The following is an 18,614-nucleotide window of genomic DNA, read 5'->3' on the forward strand; positions in this document are numbered from 1 at the left end:
CATCCCGAACTCAGAAGTGAAACGATGCATCGCCGATGGTAGTGTGGGGTTTCCCCATGTGAGAGTAGGTCATCGTCAAGATTAAATTCCGAAACCCCAATTGCGAAAGCAGTTGGGGTTTTGTTTTAGTAGAAGTTATCGATTTCTCCGGTCCGTTGTTGTTGAACGGACGGGACACAGAATTTCTTGACGACCATAGAGCATTGGAACCACCTGATCCCATCCCGAACTCAGCAGTGAAACGATGCATCGCCGATGGTAGTGTGGGGTTTCCCCATGTGAGAGTAGGTCATCGTCAAGATTGAATCCCAGAACCCCTGTCTGCCGACGCAGACAGGGGTTCTGTCGTTTTGGGCCGGTAATCGGATCACGGCGCTGATTTGCCCGCGATGGCCCGGCAAACCCCGTTGCCGTTGCTATGCTGTGGTAGTCGGGGTTCCTGCACGGCAAGCGCCCGCGACGTGACTGGTCATGGGGATTCCAATAATGAAAAACCCTTATGCTCCTGGCTTCTGGTGCGCGATTGCGGCATTGATACTGCTTTCGGCGACCTATTTCTATGGCGTCATGCTCACCCATCAGATCGACAAGGCGCTGCTGTTCCTGGACAGCGCGGCGGCGCTGATCGGTGTGATCTCCATCGCAACCGTGGCCTGGGCTTCACTGCAAGGCCAGCGCATCAAGGAAAAACACCTTGAGCAAGGCAAGACCCTGGTGTTGATCTGGGACACCAAGGTGGCCCTGCGGCGGGTGGAAACAGTGTTCGACCGGTATTTCTGGGGCAGCTATTGGCAGCCGGGTCGTACTTTCCAGGAAGTCATGGGCGAGCTTACTGGCACCCCTTTGGAAAAGAGCCTCGAAGCCTTGAAGGCCCAATGTGCCGCCTTGGACAAGCAAGTGACCCAGGACGGCTGGCACTGGCTCAACAACGCGCGTGAGCTGTGTGACGTCGCTAACGCCATGGCCCGTGAGCGCTATCAGCTGGACTTTTGCGACTCGCGGGCCGACTCGCCTGGCGCTGCGGTGATCAATCGCGATTTCGAGGTGCTGGTCTACACATGGAGCGCCCGGCTCAAGACGTTCGACCATCAACTCGACGAAATTGAAGTCCAATATTCGTAGACCACCTCTCAAGAACAGCTTTTTACCCCTTTAAACATTGGGCCCCCAGGCCTGCGTGATGGTAATCTCCCCCCACTTCACGGCGTCGAGCCACACCCCTTTGTGGGTCAGGGAAGACGACGGCTTTCTTCAACCATGGATATCAATCGGGTCACTCATGAATAAATCAGCAAGCGTACTTCTGGGTATCGTCGTGGCGGTCGGTGCGATCAGCGCTGGGGGCGCCTGGTACACCGGCACCAAGCTCGAAGGCGTGCTGCAAAAAGCGATTGCCGATAGCAACAAGCAGATGCAAACGGCCATGGCAGGTACCAATAGCACGGCCGTCATGGAGCTGGTGTCCATGGACCGTGGCATGTTCAGCAGCACCGCCCACTATCGCCTCAAAGGTGAGGGCGAGATGTTTGGCGGTGAGTCGGTCGAGTTGTTGCTCGTCGATAAGATCGAACACGGTCCAATCCCGTTCTCGCGCCTGGTAACGCTCAAGTGGTTGCCGGTCATGGCCACCAGCCACAGCGCATTGGAACGCAATCCGCTGACCGAAAAGTGGTTCGCCGCCACTCAGGGTAAATCGCCGCTCAAGGGCGTGACCAACCTGGGTTACGACGAGTCCGTCAACGGCACCTACGAACTGTTGCCGTTGGACACCAAGCTGGACGAGAACACCCAGCTGACTTTTTCCGGCCTGAAGATCGATCTGGCTGCCAGCGCCCAAGGGCAGAAGGTCAAGGCTGATGGCTATATGGACAGCATCAAGCTGGCCACGGTCAGCGAGGACCAATCGCCGGTGCAGGTCGAGGTCAACGGCCTGACGCTGGCCAGCAACCTCAGCAAGAGCACCTACGGCTACTACATGGGTGAAAACACCGTGTTGCTGAGCAACATCAAGTCCACCTTTGGCGAGCCGAAGTCGGTGGTGGGCCTGAAGAACCTGGAGATGAAGAACAACAGCTCCGAAAACGGCACCAGTGCCTCGGGACGCGCCGACTACAAGATCGGTGAGCTGTCGTTCAACGACAAGGTCATCGGTTCGGCGCAGATGGCGGTGAGCCTGAAGAACCTGGACATCCCTGCCACGATGTCGCTGATGCAGGTCTACCAGACCAAGCTGCAACCCTACGAGAAAGCCGCTGCCGAGGCCGCTGCCGCCGGTGAGCCAACGCCTGAGTTGAACCTGACCGAAGCCGAGGAAGCGCAGGTCAAGGCCGACCTGGAAAAGATCCTCGCCGGTGCGCCGCAGATCGCTTTGGAAAACCTGTCGTTCGGCACCGCCAACGGCGAAAGCCGCGCCAGCCTGGTGGTCGACCTGGCCAAGCCGCAATCCATGGACCTGCCGCCTGATGAGTTGGGCCGCCAATTGCTCGCGCTGCTGGATTTCAATCTCAAGGTGTCCAAGCCCATGGTGGCAGACCTGGTAACCGTCCAGGCGCAGATGGAAGGCCAGACAGATGCCAAGCTGATCGCCGACCAGGCCACCGCCACCAGCGATATGTTCAGCGCCATGGCCGTCGGTACACAACTGGCGAAGCTCGAAGGCAACGACGTGGTGACCAAGCTGCACTACGCCAACAATCAGGTTGATTTCAACGGTCAGAAGATGACAGTCGAGCAATTCACCGCGTTCGTGATGAACCAGATTGGCGGTGGCGTCGCGGTTCAGTAAGCCGCTTCGCGCAACATCCAAGGCCGGCCCGTGCACAGCGCACGGGCCGGTTTTTTTTCGCCTGCGATAAACCGGCGTGCAAATCTGCATCGATTCTGAAGAATTGTGGCGTTCCGGAAGATGACCGCCCGGACGGTGCAAAACTACGCCCATTAGAGCTTGGCTGGATTTCCTTGATCCGGCTTCCTGTTTGATGGGCAAGGGGGCACTGCGACCCGGCTGGCCATGTAAGGATGCTGACGAATGTCGCGTACGGTGGGTCCCTTTATTCAACGTGGTTTGCGCCCGCTGTTTCGCATGGCGCTGTGCGGCCAATTGTGCTGGCCGATGCTCGCATTCGCCGATACGGCTTATGACCAGAAAGTGCTCGACGCCCGTGCCGGTCATTACACGCCCGCGTTGACGGTGTTGCGCCAGATCCCGGCCAACCAGGCCAGTGCCGCGCAAATCAGTGATCATCTGCAAATCGCCAGTTGGGCGGGCCTCGATGCCGAGGTGGTTGACGTCTATGAGTCCCAGGGCCGTCATCGCGACCTGCCGGTCCAGGCGCTGGCTGCGACGGCGCGGGCTTATCGCAACCTCAAGCGCTGGGACCCAGCGGCGCAGTTGTACCGCCAGGCGTTGCGGATAGACCCCCAGAACCCGGACCTGCAGTTGGGCCTGGCCTTGACCGAGGCCGATGGCGGCAAGCCTGACGAAGCCGTCAGCCGTGCCAGGGCGATGGTCCTGGCGAAGCCTGCGGACCCGATGCGCCGGATGGCCCTGGGCTACGCCCTGACCCGGGCCAACAATCCCCACGAAGCGCTGTTCGAGTACGATCAAGCCTTCGCGCGCGCCGGCAATCATCCCGAGGTCGCCCGTGAATACATCGTCGCCCTGCAACGGGCTCGGCTGCCTGAACCCGCGTTGCGCCTGGCCCGCCTGCAACCGGGGTTGATCGACCGTGGCGTGCAGCGCCGGTTGGAGGGCGATGTGGCGGCCGAACGGGTGCGCCTGTCGGACATGACCAGCCGCAGCGAACAGGAGCGCTTCGTCATCGCCGACCGGGCCCTGGCCGACTACGACAAACTGCTCGCCACCTGGACCCCGGTGGCGGAGGCCCACGACGACGTGGTGCGTTGGCGAATCGACCGCATGGGCGCCCTCAATGCCCGTGCCCGCCGGGCAGAAGTCATTGCCGAATACCAGAAGTTGCTTGCCGAAGGGGTGAACATTCCGACCTATGCCCTGCGCTGGGTGGCGTCCTCCTACCTGGAGCAACGGGAGCCGGAAATCGCCGTGGATTTGTACCGACGGGTACTCGCGGCGCCGGATGCCGACCCGGCGGACCGTTTCGAGGACAACACTGCGCTCTACTACGCGCTGTTGGAAAGCGAGCAATCCGAGGAGGCCCGCGTCCTGGCCGAGGACATGGCGAAGTCCCAGCGCCCGCGCATCGAGCTCAAGGGGCTGCCGATCGGCAATCCCAACGACGAATGGATGGACGCCCAGCAGCTCGCCGCCCAGGCCGGAACCTACGGTGCCGACCTGCCCTCGGCGCAAACGCGCCTGGAAAGCCTCGTCAGCCAAGGTCCCGGCAATACCGGCATGCGCCTGGCCCAGGCCGATCTGTACCAGGCCCGTGACTGGCCGCGTCGTTCGGAAAGCCTGCTCAAGGAAGTCGAGGCGACGATCCCGCGCAACCGTGACCTGGAAATCGCCCAGGCCCGTGCCGCGATGGATTTGCAGGAATGGCGGCAATTGGATGCGCTGACCGACGATGTGGTCGCGCGCTACCCGGAAAACGCCCACGTCAAACGCCTGCAACGCCAGCGCGAAGTGCACGACATGGCCGAGCTGCGCATCGAGGCCTACACCGGCAAGAGTTACGGCGGCGGCAACGGTGACGCGGGTGCCGTCACCGGCAGCCGGGATTTTGGTATCGAAACGCTGCTCTACAGCCCGCCGATCGACGAGGACTGGCGGCTGTTCGGCGGTACCGGCTACGCCACCGGTGATTTCGAGGAAGGCACCGGTCACCACCGCTGGCAACGCCTGGGTGTGGAGCGGCGCACTCGCGACATGACCCTGGAAGCCGAGGTGTCCAATCACGACTACGGCGCTGGCGACAAACAGGGCGCGCGCCTGGCGATGGCCCTGGACGTCGATGACCATTGGCAATACGGCGGCAGCCTGGAGTACCTCTCGGCGAACACCCCGCTGCGCGCGCTCAACAGCGGCGTACGGGCCAATGGCGGCAGTGGCTTCGTGCGCTGGCGGGCCAATGAAAGCCGCGAATGGCGGCTGACCGTCAGCCCGTCCCATTTCAGCGATGGCAATAATCGCCTGGAGACCCAACTGGTCGGCCGCGAGGGCCTCTACAGCACGCCGCGCCTGCAAGTGGAGCTGGGCCTGGACGTGGCGGCCAGCCGCAACAGCGGCTCCAACGAAGTGCCCTACTTCAACCCCAAGTCGGATCTCGGCGTGATGCCCACCGTGCTTGCCAACCATGTGTTGTATCGCCGCTACGAAACCACCTGGAGCCAGCAATTCCAGGCGGGTGCGGGTGCCTACAGCCAGCGTGACTACAGCACCGCCGCCACTGGATTGCTCAGCTACGGCCAGCGTTTCATCTGGAACGATGTGGTCGAGGCCGGTGCCACGCTGAGCTGGCTCAACCGCCCCTACGACGGCGATCGCGAAAGCGACCTGCGCCTGCTTGTCGACCTCACCTACCGCTTCTAGAAGAGTTTGAAGATGCCTGTCCTTTCGCGATTCATCCTGCTGCTGGGGGTCTTGCTGATCAGCGCTTGTGCCCAGCAGGCCCCGGCGTTCACGCCGCCCGCGCAACGCCCCGTGGCCGCCAACGATGCGCCGTGGCCGAAGAACCACGTGCTCGGCATCGCTTACCACGACGTCCAGGACCTCGACCCGGACCAGGCTTTGGTGGCGGTGCGCACCGAGCGACTGATCGAGCAACTGGCCTGGCTGCGGGAAAACAACTACCAGCCGGTCACCGTGGACCAGATCATCACCGCTCGCAATGGCGGGCCTGAGCTACCGCCGCGGGCAGTGCTGCTGAGCTTCGACGACGGCTATTCGAGCTTCTACACCCGCGTCATGCCCATCCTGCGCGCCTACAACTGGCCGGCGATCCTGGCTCCGGTCGGCAGTTGGGTCGACACACCGCTGGATCAACTGGTGGATTTCGCCGGGGTGCCGCGCAAGCGTTCCGAGTTCCTGACCTGGGAGCAGATCCGCGAGGTGTCGAAGTCGGGCCTGGTGGAAATCGCCGCCCACACCGACGCCAATCACAAAGGCATACTCGCCAACCCGCAAGGCAACCAGCAACCGGCGGCGACCACCCGCCGCTACGACCCAGCGACCGGGCGCTATGAAACCGAGGCCGATTTCCAGGCGCGCCTGCGCAAGGACGTCGCGGCCATTTCCGAAAAAATCCGCAAGGTCACCGGCTACAGCCCGCGCGTGTGGGTCTGGCCTTATGGGGAAGCCGACGGTACCGCGTTGCAAGTGATCGGCCGCGAGGGCTATCAGATGGCCCTGACCCTGGAGGACGGCCTCGACAGCCTCGACAACCTGATGAGCGGCCCGCGCTTCCTGGTGGCCTCCGACCCGGATGGCGCCCACTTCGCCGAGAGCATCGTTTCCGTGCAGGCAATGGACCCGATGCGCGTGGTCCATGTCGACCTGGACTACGTCTACGACCCGGACCCGGTGCAGCAGGAAGCCAACGTCGGTCAACTGGTCCAGCGCATTTCCGACCTGGGCGCCAACACGGTGTTCTTGCAGGCTTTCGCCGACCCGAAGGGCGACGGCCTGGTGCATTCGCTGTACTTCCCCAACCGCCACCTGCCGGTGCGGGCCGATCTGTTCGACCGGGTGGCATGGCAGCTGCGTACCCGGGCCAATGCCAAGGTCTACGCCTGGATGCCGGTGCTCAGTTTCGCCCTCGACGCGAAACTGCCACGGGTGCAGCGTTGGAACCCGGAAACCGGCAAGACCGAGGTCGCCCCGGACCAGTACGTGCGTTTGTCGCCGTTCGACCCGACGGTGCGCCAGGTCATCGGCGACATCTACGAAGACCTGGCGCGGATGAGTTCGTTGGACGGGGTCCTGTACCACGACGACGCGGTGTTCTCCGACTTCGAGGATGCCGGCCCCGCGGCGCTGAAAGTCTACGCGGCCAACGGTCTGCCGACGTCCATGGCGGCCCTGCGGGACGACCCGGCGACGATGCAGCGCTGGACCCGTTTCAAGAGCCGCTACCTGATCGACTTCACCCACGAGCTCACCGCCAAGGTCCGGACGATTCGTGGCCCGCAGGTCCTGACGGCGCGCAATATCTTTGCCGAGCCGATGCTCAACCCGTCGAGCGAAGCCTGGTTCGCCCAGAACCTCGACGACTTCCTCGGTGCCTACGATTGGACGGCGCCCATGGCCATGCCGCTGATGGAAAAGCAGACGCGCCAACAATCCGGCCCCTGGCTGGAGCGCCTGGTACAAACCGTCAAGTCCCGGCCCGGCGCCCTCAAGCGCACCGTGTTCGAACTCCAGGCGCGTGACTGGGACAGCCAGCCGGTGGCCGACATCGACGGCGAGCTCCTCGCCGACTGGATGGGGCGCCTCAAGCGCCAGGGCGTGACCAGCTTTGGCTACTACCCGGACAACTTCATCGAAAACCAGCCCGCCGTGAAAAGCGTGCGGCCGGCGCTCTCCAACAAGTGGAATCCTTGACATGCTCGACAGACTGCTCGCCCTGCTGGTGCTGGCGATCGTCCTTGGGGTGCCCCTGGGCCTGATCTTCCTGGTCACCGGGCAATTGCTGATGGACTTCGTGTTCTTCTATCCGTTGTTCATGTCCGGCCTGTGGATCGCCGGCGGCCTGTACTTCTGGCTGCACTGGGAACGCCACTGGCCCTGGCAGGACGACACCTTGCCGCCGCCCTTGGCCGGCGAGCCGCTGATCAGCATCCTGGTTCCCTGCTTCAACGAGGGTGACAACGTCGCCGACACCATCCACGCGGCGCTGGGCCAGCATTATCCGAACATCGAAGTCATCGCCATCAACGATGGCTCGAAGGACAACACCGCCCAGATGCTCGACCAACTGGCGGCCGAGGACCCGCGCCTGCGCGTGTTGCACCTGGCGGAAAACCAGGGCAAGGCCGTGGCGCTGCGCATGGGCGCCATCGCGGCGCGCAGTGAATACCTGGTGTGCATCGACGGTGACGCGCTGCTGGCGCCCAATACCTGCGCTTACCTGGTGGCGCCGATGCTGGAAAACGCTCGCCTTGGCGCGGTGACCGGCAACCCGCGCATCCGCACCCGCTCGACCTTGATCGGCCGGGTCCAGGTCGGTGAGTTCTCCTCGATCATCGGCTTGATCAAGCGCACCCAGCGGGTCTTCGGACGGATCTTTACCGTCTCTGGCGTGATCGTCGCCTTCCGTCGCACCGCCCTGCACCGGGTCGGCTACTGGAGCACGGACATGATCACCGAGGACATCGACATCAGCTGGAAGCTGCAACTGGACCACTGGAGCATTTTCTACGAGCCCCGCGCGCTGTGCTGGATCCTCATGCCCGAAACCCTGCGTGGTTTGTGGCGACAGCGCCTGCGTTGGGCCCAGGGTGGCGCCGAAGTGCTGTTCAAGAACATCCGTGGCATCTGGCAGTACCGCCACCGCTACCTGTGGCCGTTGCTGTTCGAGTATTGCCTCTCCACCGGTTGGGCCTTCACGTTCCTGCTGTCGGTGCTGTTCTGGGGCGTTGGCAAGTTCGTGGCGTTGCCCGCCGCCATCGCCGTCGACCACCTCATGCCGCCGGCCTTCACCGGGTTGCTGCTGGCGGTGGTGTGCCTGATGCAGTTCGGGGTGAGCATCCTGATCGATCGCCGCTACGAGAAGGGCCTGTGGCACATCATGTTCTGGGTGGTCTGGTACCCGCTGGTGTTCTGGCTGATCAGCCTGTTCACGACCTTGGTGAGCTTCCCGAAAGTGCTGTTCGGCCAGCATCAGAAGCGTGCGCGCTGGGTCAGCCCGGACCGCGGTATCAAACCGTTCGATGATCAGGAAGAGGAAGTCATCCGATGAAAATTATCAGGACCCGGCAGCGACCTTTTCTGGTGGTCATCGATGCGTTCATCACCGTGCTGGCCTGGGTCGGGTTGCTGTACCTGCTGGTCAACGGGCTCTGGCCACTGTTCGACAGCCATGCCGGCCCGCGCCTGGGTGGCTCGCTGGTCGATACCCTCGGCACCTTGCAGGTGTACGGCTGGATCGCGCTGGTCAACGCGGTGCTGCTGGTTGCCTGGGCACGCTACCAACAGCGCAAGAGCCGCAGCTTTGCCCAGCGCCGGTTGCCGGCGCCGGTGGTGGATGACCAAGGCTTGAGCGACAGCTTCAAGTTGACCGGCGAGGGCCTGGAGACGTTGCGCCAGCCTGGCTCGAAAGTTATCCACAACAACCAGGACGGCGATATCAGCCACGTCGTGGCGCATTTCCACCTGCTCGGCCCGGACCTGCAACCGCCGCCCCTGGCGCCGCTGGAGCGGCCCCGGGTGATTCACTTGCCTGCCGATCAATCCGTGCATTGAGGCTGGACGCACGCCCTCGCGCTAGGAGGAAAAATCCCGGATCAGCCGCCAGGCCTCGTCCACGGGCAATGGCTGCTTCATCCGCTGCGCCAGCGCCGCCATGGCTCGCCCTTCGTCGCACGCCACGGCGGCGGCCACGAGGCCGTTCTTGCCCAGCAGGGCAATGAAGGGGGGATGTTCCGGGGTGCCCTTGAATTCGACTTCGTCCCATTGGTCGGCATGGCCGAGGTAGTCATAGCGCTTGCCGAAGTGATAGGTCCAGAAAAAGGGCACGTCCAGGTAACGTTCGTCGCCCCCGAGCATGTTCGCCGCAGCGATGCGAGCGTGTTGCTGGGCCAGGCGCCAGTGTTCGATGCGCTGGGGTTGGTCGTTGAGGGGGAACGTCGCGATATCGCCAACGGCCCATAACCCATCGGTCACCTGCATGCCTGCGTCAACGCTCAGTGACTGGTCCTGTTGCCGTGGCAGGTCGGCAAACGGCTCGGTGGCCGGGCGTACGCCGACGCCCAGGATCACCAGGTCCGCGGCCAGCCGCTGGCCGTTATCCAAGACCACGGCTTGCACCTTGTCCGCGCCCTCGATCCGCGCCGCTTCGCCGTCGCAGTGGTACACCACGCCGTTGGCCCGGTGCCGGGCCAGGATCGCCTTGCCGACGCTGTCGCCCAGTTGCGCGGCAAAGGGCACCGGATGCCGGGCCACGACGGTGACCTCCAGTTCGCGCTTGCGCAGGGATGAGGCGACTTCCAGGGCAATGAAGCTGTCGCCGATGATCACCGCTCGCTGGCCGGCTCGGCTGTTGTCGAGGATCTGCCGGGTGTGCGCCATTGAGCGCAGCACGAAGACCTGCGGCAAGTCGATGCCAGGCAGGTCTGGCGTTTTGGGAGTGGCGCCCGTGGCGATGAGCGCCGCGTCATAGTCCAGGCGTTGGCCATCGGCGAGTTGGATCTGCCGGGCCTTGGGGTCCAGGTGCGTGACTTCGCCGTGGATCCTTTCGATGCGCTGCTGGGCGTAATACGTGTCATCGCGCAACGGCGGGGTCTCGTCGACGGGCATGTCGCCGGCCAGGACGTATTTGCTCAGCACCGTGCGGTCATAACCGGCCTCGGCTTCGCGGTCGATCAGTTGGATCCGCCCGCCGAACCCCTTCTCCCGCAATGCCGTCGCGCCGGCTGTACCGGCTGCACCGGCGCCGATGATGACAAAGGTGCGTGGATCATCGGCCGGTGGGATTTTATCGGCCGGCAGCGGCTGCTCGTCGACCCAGACCTCGTCGCCGCGCACTTCGACATGATAACGGGCCAGGCTGTCCAGGGCCGGCGGCTCGCACAGGGCGCCATCCTCGATGCGAAACGCCGCCTTGTGCCAGGGGCAGATCAGCCTCCCGTGGCACACCGCACCCTTGGCCAGCGGTGCGCCGGCATGCGGGCACTTGCCCTGGAAAGCCCGTACCTGATCGCCTGAGCGCAGCAGCAGGATGGCTGTTTCTCCGAGTTTTACTTCCAGGCCACGGTCTTCGCGCACATCGGCGAAGCGGGCGACTTGATGCAGGGGCATGGTCGGTCTCCGACAGGCGTTTCCCGTTGGAGTCGCCAAATTGGAACGAGGTTCAGCATAATTGTCACTGCAACCGGGTGGGCGCTGCGGCTATAGTTCGCAGGCCGTCCATGGCCTGATCCGCATAAGGTGCCCGGTATGACCCGATCGAACTCCCTCACTCCCTGGCTGGCGGCCGTCGCCCTGGTGCTCTGTGCACAAGGGGTTGTCCAGGCCGAGGAACGCTTCACCCTGAACATTCCCGGCGTGTCGGACGACCGTCTGTTCACCGCCGCCGCGGCCAGTGACGCCAACAATTGTGGTGGCAAGAACATTTCCCCGGCCCTGAGCTGGAACGCCGGCCCGCCTGGCACCCTCAGCTACGCCATCGTCATGCTGGACCCGGACGGCCAACGGGGCCAGGGCGTCGACCACTGGGTCCATTACGGCATCAAGGCCACCACGCGACAGATCCCCGCCGGTGGAGGCACCAAGGCCACGCTGGAAGGCATGAGCGGCATCAACAGCAAGAACACCCATGGCTACATCGGCCCGTGCCCACCCCTTGGCGACAGTGCGCATCATTACCTGATCCAGCTCTTCGCCCTGGACCTGCCGCCGGATGCGTTACCCGCCGGGCTGACGCGCGCCCAGTTGATGGAAAAAATCAACGGTCATGTCCTGCGCAACAGCAGCGTCGTGCGGCGCTACCACCGCTAGTGGCCTGGGGGACGGCAAGCGGGTCACGCCGGCTGCCGTCCTCCAGCCGCAACATTGGCATCGCGGGCCAAAAGCGAGCACTATCGAGGCCCTGTTCACTCATGCCGGAGGATGGCGATGACGCAGAAACCCGACGGCATCGCCCGCCTCAAGAATTGCCCTACCAAGGGCGACGAAATACGCCGGGCCATCGCCCAGAGCCGCAAGGACTTCCTGCCCGCCGAGGCCGATGAAGCCGAAGAGGCCGTGCCAGGCCAACCACCGGCCCAGCCGCTGGACCATCGCGACGACTGAGCCGTCGCCCTTTTTCCCAACTGTTCAAATCTGCCCATGACTGCCAACCCTCATCTACCCGGCGACCGATTCAGCCGATCCGACTACAAGACCCTGGGCCTTGCGGCCCTGGGCGGTGCGCTGGAAATCTACGATTTCATTATTTTCGTGTTCTTCGCCCTGACCCTCAGCCAGCTGTTCTTTCCACCGGAAATGCCCGATTGGCTGCGCTTGCTGCAAAGCTTCGGGATTTTCGCCACCGGTTACCTGGCGCGTCCCCTGGGCGGGATTCTCATGGCGCACTTTGCCGATCGGCTGGGGCGCAAGCGGGTGTTCAGCCTGAGCATCCTGATGATGGCCTTGCCGTGCCTGCTCATCGGGGTCATGCCAACCTACGCGCAAATCGGCTATTTCGCCCCGCTGCTGCTGTTGGCGCTGCGCATCCTGCAGGGCGCGGCGGTGGGCGGCGAAGTGCCCAGCGCCTGGGTGTTCGTGGCCGAGCACGCACCGCTGCATCATCGCGGCTACGCGCTGGGCTTCCTCCAGGCCGGGCTGACGTTCGGCTACTTGCTGGGCGCCCTCACAGCCACGGCGCTGGCGCGGGTCTACACGCCGGCGGAAATTCTCGATTACGCCTGGCGCCTGCCGTTCCTGCTGGGCGGCGTCTTTGGCGTGATCGGCGTCTGGCTACGGCGCTGGCTGAGCGAAACGCCGATCTTCATGGCGTTGCAAGCCAATCGCGAAGGATCGACCGAGCTGCCGTTGCGCACGGTCCTGCGCGACCACCGGCAGGCCTTGCTGCCCGCCGTCATCCTGACCTGCGTGCTGACCTCCGCCGTGGTGGTGTTCGTGGTCATCACCCCGACCGTGATGCAGAAAAGCTTCGGCCTGACCCCCAGCCACACTTTCGCCCTGAGCAGCCTGGGCATCGTCTTCCTGAACATTGGCTGCGTCCTGGCCGGCCTGATCGTCGACCGCATCGGGGCCTGGCGCACTGTCCTGCTCTACAGCCTGCTGCTGCCCCTGGGCATCGCCGTGCTCTACGCCAGCCTGATCGGCGGCAGCGCCTGGCTGGGCCTGGCCTACGCCATCGCCGGCCTGGGGTGTGGCGTGGTTGGCGCGGTGCCATCGGTGATGGTCAACCTGTTCCCGCCGAAGATCCGTGTGTCCGGTATCTCGTTCACCTACAACATCGCCTATGCGCTGTGGGCGAGCATGACGCCGCTGCTGTTGATCGCGCTGGTGCCGTGGAGCCCCTGGGTGTGCGTGGGCTACAGCCTGGTGATGGGCGCGGTGGGCGTGGCTGCGGCGCTGTATTTTCCGGGACGAAGCGTAAGCTCCACCCGGGCACCCTTGGTGTGTGATTCGTAAAGCCTGTCGCCTGGGTCGGCTCATCGTCGACGACCTGCAAGCCATTCCGTCTCGCTAGCCTTGCCTTGCGCCTGGTCATCGGCAGGTGGCCAGGCGTGGTTTCAATGCCTGCTGAAAGAATTTTTTCCCCGCGTTAACCCGAATCGCAAACTTCCCTCGTCTTAGCCAGTGAACGGATCATTCACTCACGAGGTTCAGATCATGCCCCTTGCGCTTCCATTCCTGCGCCCCGCTGCCCAGGGCTTCGCCGTGACCTTACTGGTGGCGCTGGCCGGTTGCGGGATGTCGTCCCGGGAGGCGCCCCAGCCCGCCGGTCCCGAGTCCGCGGCGGCCAAGCCCGAATTGCAACGCGAGGCCACCTCCGCGCAGCCCTCCGTGGCCAAGTACAGGGTCGCGCCCGCCCCGATGCCCTCACCCATGGTGGCGAGCGATGTCATCGCCCCGGACTATCGCAGCGAGCCGCGCGAACAGTATGAAAAACTTCCGGACAACCCGGTCCACAGCGTCGCCGAAACACCGGTCTCGACCTTCAGCGTCGATGTCGACACCGGCAGCTACGCCAATGTGCGCCGTTTCCTCAACCAAGGCAGCCTGCCGCCCGAAGGGGCCGTGCGATTGGAGGAAATGGTCAATTACTTCCCGTACCACTACGCTTTGCCTACCGACGGTTCACCCTTTGGCGTGACCACCGAAGTGGCGCCGTCGCCGTGGAACCCGCACACCCGCCTGTTGCGCATTGGCATCAAGGCGTCCGACCGCGCCGTGGCGGACCTGGCACCGGCCAACCTGGTGTTCCTGGTGGACGTTTCCGGCTCCATGGACCGCCGCGAGGGTTTGCCGCTGGTCAAGAGCACGTTGAAACTGCTGGTGGATCAACTGCGGGACCAGGACCGGGTGTCACTGGTGGTGTATGCCGGCGAATCCCGGGTGGTGCTCAAGCCCACGTCGGGTCGCGACAAGGCCGCCATCCGCAACGCCATCGACCAACTGAACGCCGGTGGTTCGACGGCCGGCGCATCGGGCATCGAGCTGGCTTACCAGATGGCAAGGGAGAGCTTCATCGACAAGGGCATCAATCGCATCCTGCTGGCCACCGATGGCGACTTCAACGTCGGCGTCAGCGATTTCGACAGCCTCAAGCAAATGGCGGTGGAGCAGCGTAAAAGCGGCGTCTCCCTCACCACGCTGGGTTTCGGCGTGGACAACTACAACGAGCACCTGATGGAGCTACTGGCGGACGCCGGGGATGGCAACTACGCCTACATCGACAACCTGCTCGAAGCGCGCAAGGTACTGGTGGACCAGCTCAGCTCGACGCTGGCGGTGGTGGCCCGGGACGTGAAGTTGCAAGTGGAATTCAACCCGGCGCAGGTCAGCGAATATCGCCTGTTGGGCTATGAGAACCGTGCGCTCAAGCGTGAGGATTTCAACAACGACAAGGTCGATGCCGGTGAGATCGGCGCCGGGCATACGGTCACCGCGCTGTACGAGATCGTGCCGAAGGGCGAAAAGGGCTGGTTGGAACCGTTGCGCTACGCCAGCGCGCAGCCCAGGCCGGAAGGCAAGTCTAGCGAGCTGGCGATGTTGCGGGTGCGCTACAATCCGGTTGAAGGCGGCAGCAGCCGATTGATCGAACACCCCATCGACAGCGCGCAGGGCGAGGACAAGGCCAGCGATGACCTGCGATTCTCGGCGGCCGTGGCGGCTTTCGCCCAGCAGCTCAAGGGCGATGGGCGCTACACTGGGACGATGAGCTTGAAGGACACCGCGCAACTGGCCCGCGCGGCTCGCGGTGACGATCCGTTTGGGCTGCGTGCCGAGTTCGTGCAACTGGTGGAATTGGCCCAGAGCCTTGAGCCTGCGGCCAAGCGCTGATCCTGGGCATCGCGCAGATCAAAATGTGGGAGCGAGCTTGCTCGCGATGGCGTCGGATCAGTCAATGATGAGCATCGGTCCACCGCTATCGCGAGCAAGCTCGCTCCCCACAAGGTTCCCTTGTTGTCTGCCAGGACTGTGTTGCAATGACCGGAAAGGAGCTCGCCACCCACATGCCCGCTGCGCTTGATTCCCCCAGCGACGAATCGCTGCTGGCCCGCTACCGCCAGGGTGACGGGACTTCTTTCGAAGTCCTGTACGCCCGCCATCGACAAGGGCTTTACCGTTTCCTGATGTCCTTGAGCAACAAGGCCGAACTGGCCGAAGAGATTTTCCAGGACACCTGGCTCAGCCTGATTCGCAGCGCCAGCCAGCCACAAGGCCGGGCGAGCTTTCGGACCTGGTTGTTCCAGATTGCCCGCAACCGCTTGATCGACCACTGGCGCAAGCAGGGCGTGCACAATCCGCTGCATGACAGTTACGACGAACAGCTTCACGTCCAGCCTGACGATGACACCGGCAGCCCCGAGCGACAGTTGAGCCTGAGCCGTGACCAGGCGCGCCTGGACGCCGCCTTGCAGGCCTTGCCTGAAGACCAGCGGGAAGTCTTCCTGTTGCGCCTGCACGGCGACCTTGAATTGCCACAGATCGCCGCCCTGACCGGCGTCCCGTTGGAAACGGTCAAGAGCCGTTTGCGTTACGCCCAGCAGAAATTGCATCGACTGCTGGCCGAGGAGGTACCTGCATGATCGATTCCAGACCCACCCCGGATGGCGCTGACGACGCGCTGGTCGAGCATTTCCGTCAACACACCCAAGGCGAGCCGCCCGCCTCCCTGGACGCCTTCATCCTGGCCACCGCCCACCGCGAGGCCCCGCAGCCCCAGCCTGGCCTGTGGAAGCGCTGGTGGCTGGCCTGCCAGCGTCCGCGCTGGCAAATGGCATTCGCCACGGTTGCGGGCGTCGCGCTGATGATCGGCCTGGTGCTGCGCGCGCCGGTGCCCCATGACAACCTGGCCGCGCCGGCCTCGCTGGATGAGTCCGCCGGCCAACAGGCCCCCATCGTCGCCGCCGCGCCCGCCAAACCTGCTCCTGCACCGCTGGCCCGCATCGCTCCCCAGGCCGAAATGGCCCTGGCACCAGCGCCGGCGAGCCCCGTGCAATCCCTGGCGGATGAGCCCAAGGCCAGGCTGGCCAAGCCCGCAGCCGTCGCCCCGGCGTCCCTGGAGCAAGGCCTGCTGGAGATACTGCGCCTGCGCGAGGCAGGGGATACCCAGGCGGCGGATGAGAAACTGCTGGCGCTGCACAAGCGCTTCCCCAAGGAAGACTTGCCCGCGCGGCTGGAGGCGTTGCGCAAGCGTTGAGGGAACCTGCGCCCACAAAAAAGCCCCAGGTCTTGCGACTTGGGGCTTTTGAGTAGCTGTATGGCGCACCAGGCGGGATTCGAACCCACGACCCCTGCCTTCGGAGGGCAGTACTCTATCCAGCTGAGCTACTGGTGCAGCGCGGGCGCCATGATACTCATATGCTGGGCGGGCGTCCATGCTGCTGATTTGCCGTTGTTTTCCTAAGCCTGGATGGGCATCGGCTACGCTGATCAGAAAAAACAGACAATTAGCGGTTTTTCGTTCTTTTTTTCGAACAGCCTATTGTCCTCTCCCCCCATCGGCCCTAGGATTCGTTTGAGATTTCAAACGCTCTTGTCTGGGTGCTGAACCGCACGTCTATGCTTGCTGTGCGTTATTTCTGTGCTTCAGCCCGGTGGATGATTTCCCTGACGGCAGCCCATAAGGCGCCTTTCTACACATCTAATTCGCTCCGCGTGCGCGCGGTGCTGTTAAGGAAAGCCGACATGCAGCTTAAAGACACCCAGTTGTTCCGCCAGCAAGCCTTCATCGATGGCGCGTGGGTCGACGCCGACAATGGTCAGACGATCAAGGTGACCAACCCGGCAACCGGCGAGGTATTGGGCACTGTGCCGAAGATGGGCGCGGCCGAAACCCGTCGTGCCATTGAAGCCGCCGACAAGGCCCTGCCAGCCTGGCGCGCACTGACTGCCAAGGAGCGCGCCAACAAGCTGCGCCGCTGGTACGAATTGCTGATCGAGAACCAGGACGACCTCGGTCGCCTGATGACCCTGGAGCAGGGCAAGCCACTGGCCGAAGCCAAGGGTGAAATCGTCTATGCCGCCTCCTTCATCGAATGGTTCGCCGAAGAAGCCAAGCGCATCTACGGTGACGTGATTCCCGGCCACCAGCCCGACAAGCGCCTGATCGTGATCAAGCAGCCGATCGGCGTGACCGCGGCCATTACCCCGTGGAACTTCCCGGCGGCGATGATCACCCGCAAGGCCGGTCCGGCCCTGGCCGCCGGTTGCACCATGGTCATCAAGCCAGCGTCGCAGACGCCGTTCTCGGCCCTGGCCCTGGTGGAACTGGCGCACCGTGCCGGCATTCCGCAAGGCGTGCTGAGCGTGGTCACCGGCAGTGCCGGCGACATTGGCGGTGAGCTGACCAGCAACCCGATCGTACGCAAGCTGTCCTTCACCGGCTCGACCGAAATCGGTCGCCAGCTGATGGCCGAATGCGCCCAGGACATCAAGAAGGTCTCCCTGGAACTGGGCGGCAACGCGCCGTTCATCGTGTTCGACGACGCGGACCTGGATAAGGCCGTCGAAGGCGCGATCATTTCCAAATACCGCAACAACGGCCAGACCTGCGTCTGCGCCAACCGCCTGTATGTCCAGGATTCGGTGTACGACGCGTTCGCCGAGAAACTCAAGGCCGCGGTGGCCAAGCTCAAGATCGGCAACGGCCTGGACGATGGCACCACCACCGGTCCGCTGATCGACGAAAAAGCGGTCGCCAAGGTGCAGGAACACATCGCCGATGCGATCGGCAAAGGTGCGACCGTACTGGCCGGTGGCAAGGCGATGGAAGGCAACTTCTTCGAACCGACCATCCTGGTCAACGTTCCGAAAAACGCCGCCGTGGCCAAGGAAGAGACCTTCGGCCCACTGGCGCCGCTGTTCCGCTTCAAAGACGAAGCCGAAGTGATCGCGATGTCCAACGACACCGAGTTCGGCCTGGCCTCGTATTTCTATGCCCGTGACCTGGGCCGTGTGTTCCGTGTGGCCGAAGCCCTGGAATACGGCATGGTCGGCGTCAACACCGGGTTGATTTCCAACGAAGTCGCGCCATTTGGCGGTATCAAGGCGTCGGGCCTGGGTCGTGAAGGCTCCAAGTACGGCATCGAGGACTACCTGGAAATCAAATACCTCTGCCTGGGTATCTGATCCTGCTGCAAGCGCAAAGGGCACGAGAGCGCTGTCCCTTTGCGCGGTTTCACCCTGCACTTTCTTTGCGGCCGGGAACGCCGCGGCAGTCGATCATCGCATGCTGCCGCCGCTGAACCCCCGCCGTGTAATCCTTGAACCACGCCGACCGATGAGCGGCGAATGAGGA

Annotated in this window: 14 protein-coding genes, 1 tRNA gene and 2 rRNA genes; 15 read left to right on the forward strand and 2 right to left on the reverse strand. The window is 63.6% G+C overall.

Annotated elements, in window-relative coordinates; translation table 11 throughout:
• The 8 genes from rrf (Q6A48_RS26220) to pgaD form a co-directional block, all read left to right on the forward strand.
• Positions 1-81: ribosomal RNA gene (gene rrf, locus Q6A48_RS26220) — 5S ribosomal RNA — on the forward strand; the annotation flags it as partial.
• A 104-nt stretch (positions 82-185) separates the two neighbouring features.
• Positions 186-301 (forward strand): 5S ribosomal RNA (gene rrf / locus Q6A48_RS23465).
• 185 nt (positions 302-486) lie between these two features.
• Entirely contained in the window at positions 487-1,122 is a 636-nt protein-coding gene (locus tag Q6A48_RS23470) for an NADH:ubiquinone oxidoreductase subunit N (RefSeq protein WP_304556785.1), read from the forward strand.
• A gap of 157 nt (positions 1,123-1,279) precedes the next feature.
• Positions 1,280-2,785 (forward strand): YdgA family protein, encoded by a 1,506-nt coding sequence (locus Q6A48_RS23475; RefSeq protein ID WP_304556786.1) that lies wholly within the window; start codon positions 1,280-1,282, stop codon positions 2,783-2,785.
• 243 nt (positions 2,786-3,028) lie between these two features.
• Positions 3,029-5,509, forward strand: coding sequence for a poly-beta-1,6 N-acetyl-D-glucosamine export porin PgaA (pgaA, locus tag Q6A48_RS23480; RefSeq protein WP_304556787.1), 2,481 nt, complete (start codon positions 3,029-3,031; stop codon positions 5,507-5,509).
• A 12-nt stretch (positions 5,510-5,521) separates the two neighbouring features.
• Positions 5,522-7,519, forward strand: coding sequence for a poly-beta-1,6-N-acetyl-D-glucosamine N-deacetylase PgaB (gene pgaB / locus Q6A48_RS23485; RefSeq protein WP_304556789.1), 1,998 nt, complete (start codon positions 5,522-5,524; stop codon positions 7,517-7,519).
• A 1-nt stretch (position 7,520) separates the two neighbouring features.
• Positions 7,521-8,876, forward strand: coding sequence for a poly-beta-1,6-N-acetyl-D-glucosamine synthase (gene pgaC / locus Q6A48_RS23490; RefSeq protein WP_304556790.1), 1,356 nt, complete (start codon positions 7,521-7,523; stop codon positions 8,874-8,876).
• On the forward strand, positions 8,873-9,379 hold the full coding sequence (gene pgaD / locus Q6A48_RS23495; RefSeq protein WP_304556791.1) for a poly-beta-1,6-N-acetyl-D-glucosamine biosynthesis protein PgaD: 507 nt from the start codon (positions 8,873-8,875) through the stop codon (positions 9,377-9,379). The genes pgaC and pgaD overlap by 4 nt, the downstream gene beginning before the upstream one ends.
• Positions 9,380-9,400: 21 nt before the next feature.
• Here the strand turns inward: pgaD and Q6A48_RS23500 are convergent, their stop codons facing one another.
• Positions 9,401-10,933: an FAD-dependent oxidoreductase gene (locus tag Q6A48_RS23500; RefSeq protein WP_304556792.1), complete on the reverse strand. Its 1,533-nt coding sequence runs from the start codon at positions 10,931-10,933 to the stop codon at positions 9,401-9,403.
• Between the two features lie 138 nt (positions 10,934-11,071).
• On the opposite strand from Q6A48_RS23500, the gene Q6A48_RS23505 reads away from it, so the two are divergent.
• The 6 genes from Q6A48_RS23505 (at position 11,072) to Q6A48_RS23530 (ending at position 16,514) form a co-directional block, all read left to right on the forward strand.
• Entirely contained in the window at positions 11,072-11,632 is a 561-nt protein-coding gene (locus Q6A48_RS23505; protein ID WP_304556793.1) for a YbhB/YbcL family Raf kinase inhibitor-like protein, read from the forward strand.
• A gap of 117 nt (positions 11,633-11,749) precedes the next feature.
• Entirely contained in the window at positions 11,750-11,926 is a 177-nt protein-coding gene (locus tag Q6A48_RS23510) for a hypothetical protein (protein ID WP_304556794.1), read from the forward strand.
• A gap of 36 nt (positions 11,927-11,962) precedes the next feature.
• The gene (locus tag Q6A48_RS23515) at positions 11,963-13,276 is read left to right on the forward strand and encodes an MFS transporter (RefSeq protein ID WP_304556795.1); all 1,314 of its coding nucleotides are present in this window, start codon (positions 11,963-11,965) and stop codon (positions 13,274-13,276) included.
• A gap of 201 nt (positions 13,277-13,477) precedes the next feature.
• Entirely contained in the window at positions 13,478-15,151 is a 1,674-nt protein-coding gene (locus Q6A48_RS23520; protein ID WP_304556797.1) for a vWA domain-containing protein, read from the forward strand.
• A 173-nt stretch (positions 15,152-15,324) separates the two neighbouring features.
• Entirely contained in the window at positions 15,325-15,900 is a 576-nt protein-coding gene (locus Q6A48_RS23525; RefSeq protein WP_304556798.1) for an RNA polymerase sigma factor, read from the forward strand.
• Positions 15,897-16,514 carry a hypothetical protein gene (locus Q6A48_RS23530; RefSeq protein WP_304556799.1) on the forward strand — a complete coding sequence of 206 codons (618 nt, stop codon included), beginning with the start codon at positions 15,897-15,899 and terminating at the stop codon, positions 16,512-16,514. The genes Q6A48_RS23525 and Q6A48_RS23530 overlap by 4 nt, the downstream gene beginning before the upstream one ends.
• Positions 16,515-16,575: 61 nt before the next feature.
• Here the strand turns inward: Q6A48_RS23530 and Q6A48_RS23535 are convergent.
• Positions 16,576-16,652, reverse strand: a tRNA-Arg gene (locus Q6A48_RS23535).
• Between the two features lie 350 nt (positions 16,653-17,002).
• Between Q6A48_RS23535 and gabD the strand changes: the two genes are divergently transcribed.
• Positions 17,003-18,445 (forward strand): NADP-dependent succinate-semialdehyde dehydrogenase, encoded by a 1,443-nt coding sequence (gene gabD / locus Q6A48_RS23540; protein ID WP_304556800.1) that lies wholly within the window; start codon positions 17,003-17,005, stop codon positions 18,443-18,445.
• Positions 18,446-18,614: the final 169 nt, after the last annotated feature.

Source organism: Pseudomonas citrullilanati, assembly GCF_030580855.1.
Lineage (GTDB): Bacteria > Pseudomonadota > Gammaproteobacteria > Pseudomonadales > Pseudomonadaceae > Aquipseudomonas > Aquipseudomonas citrulli.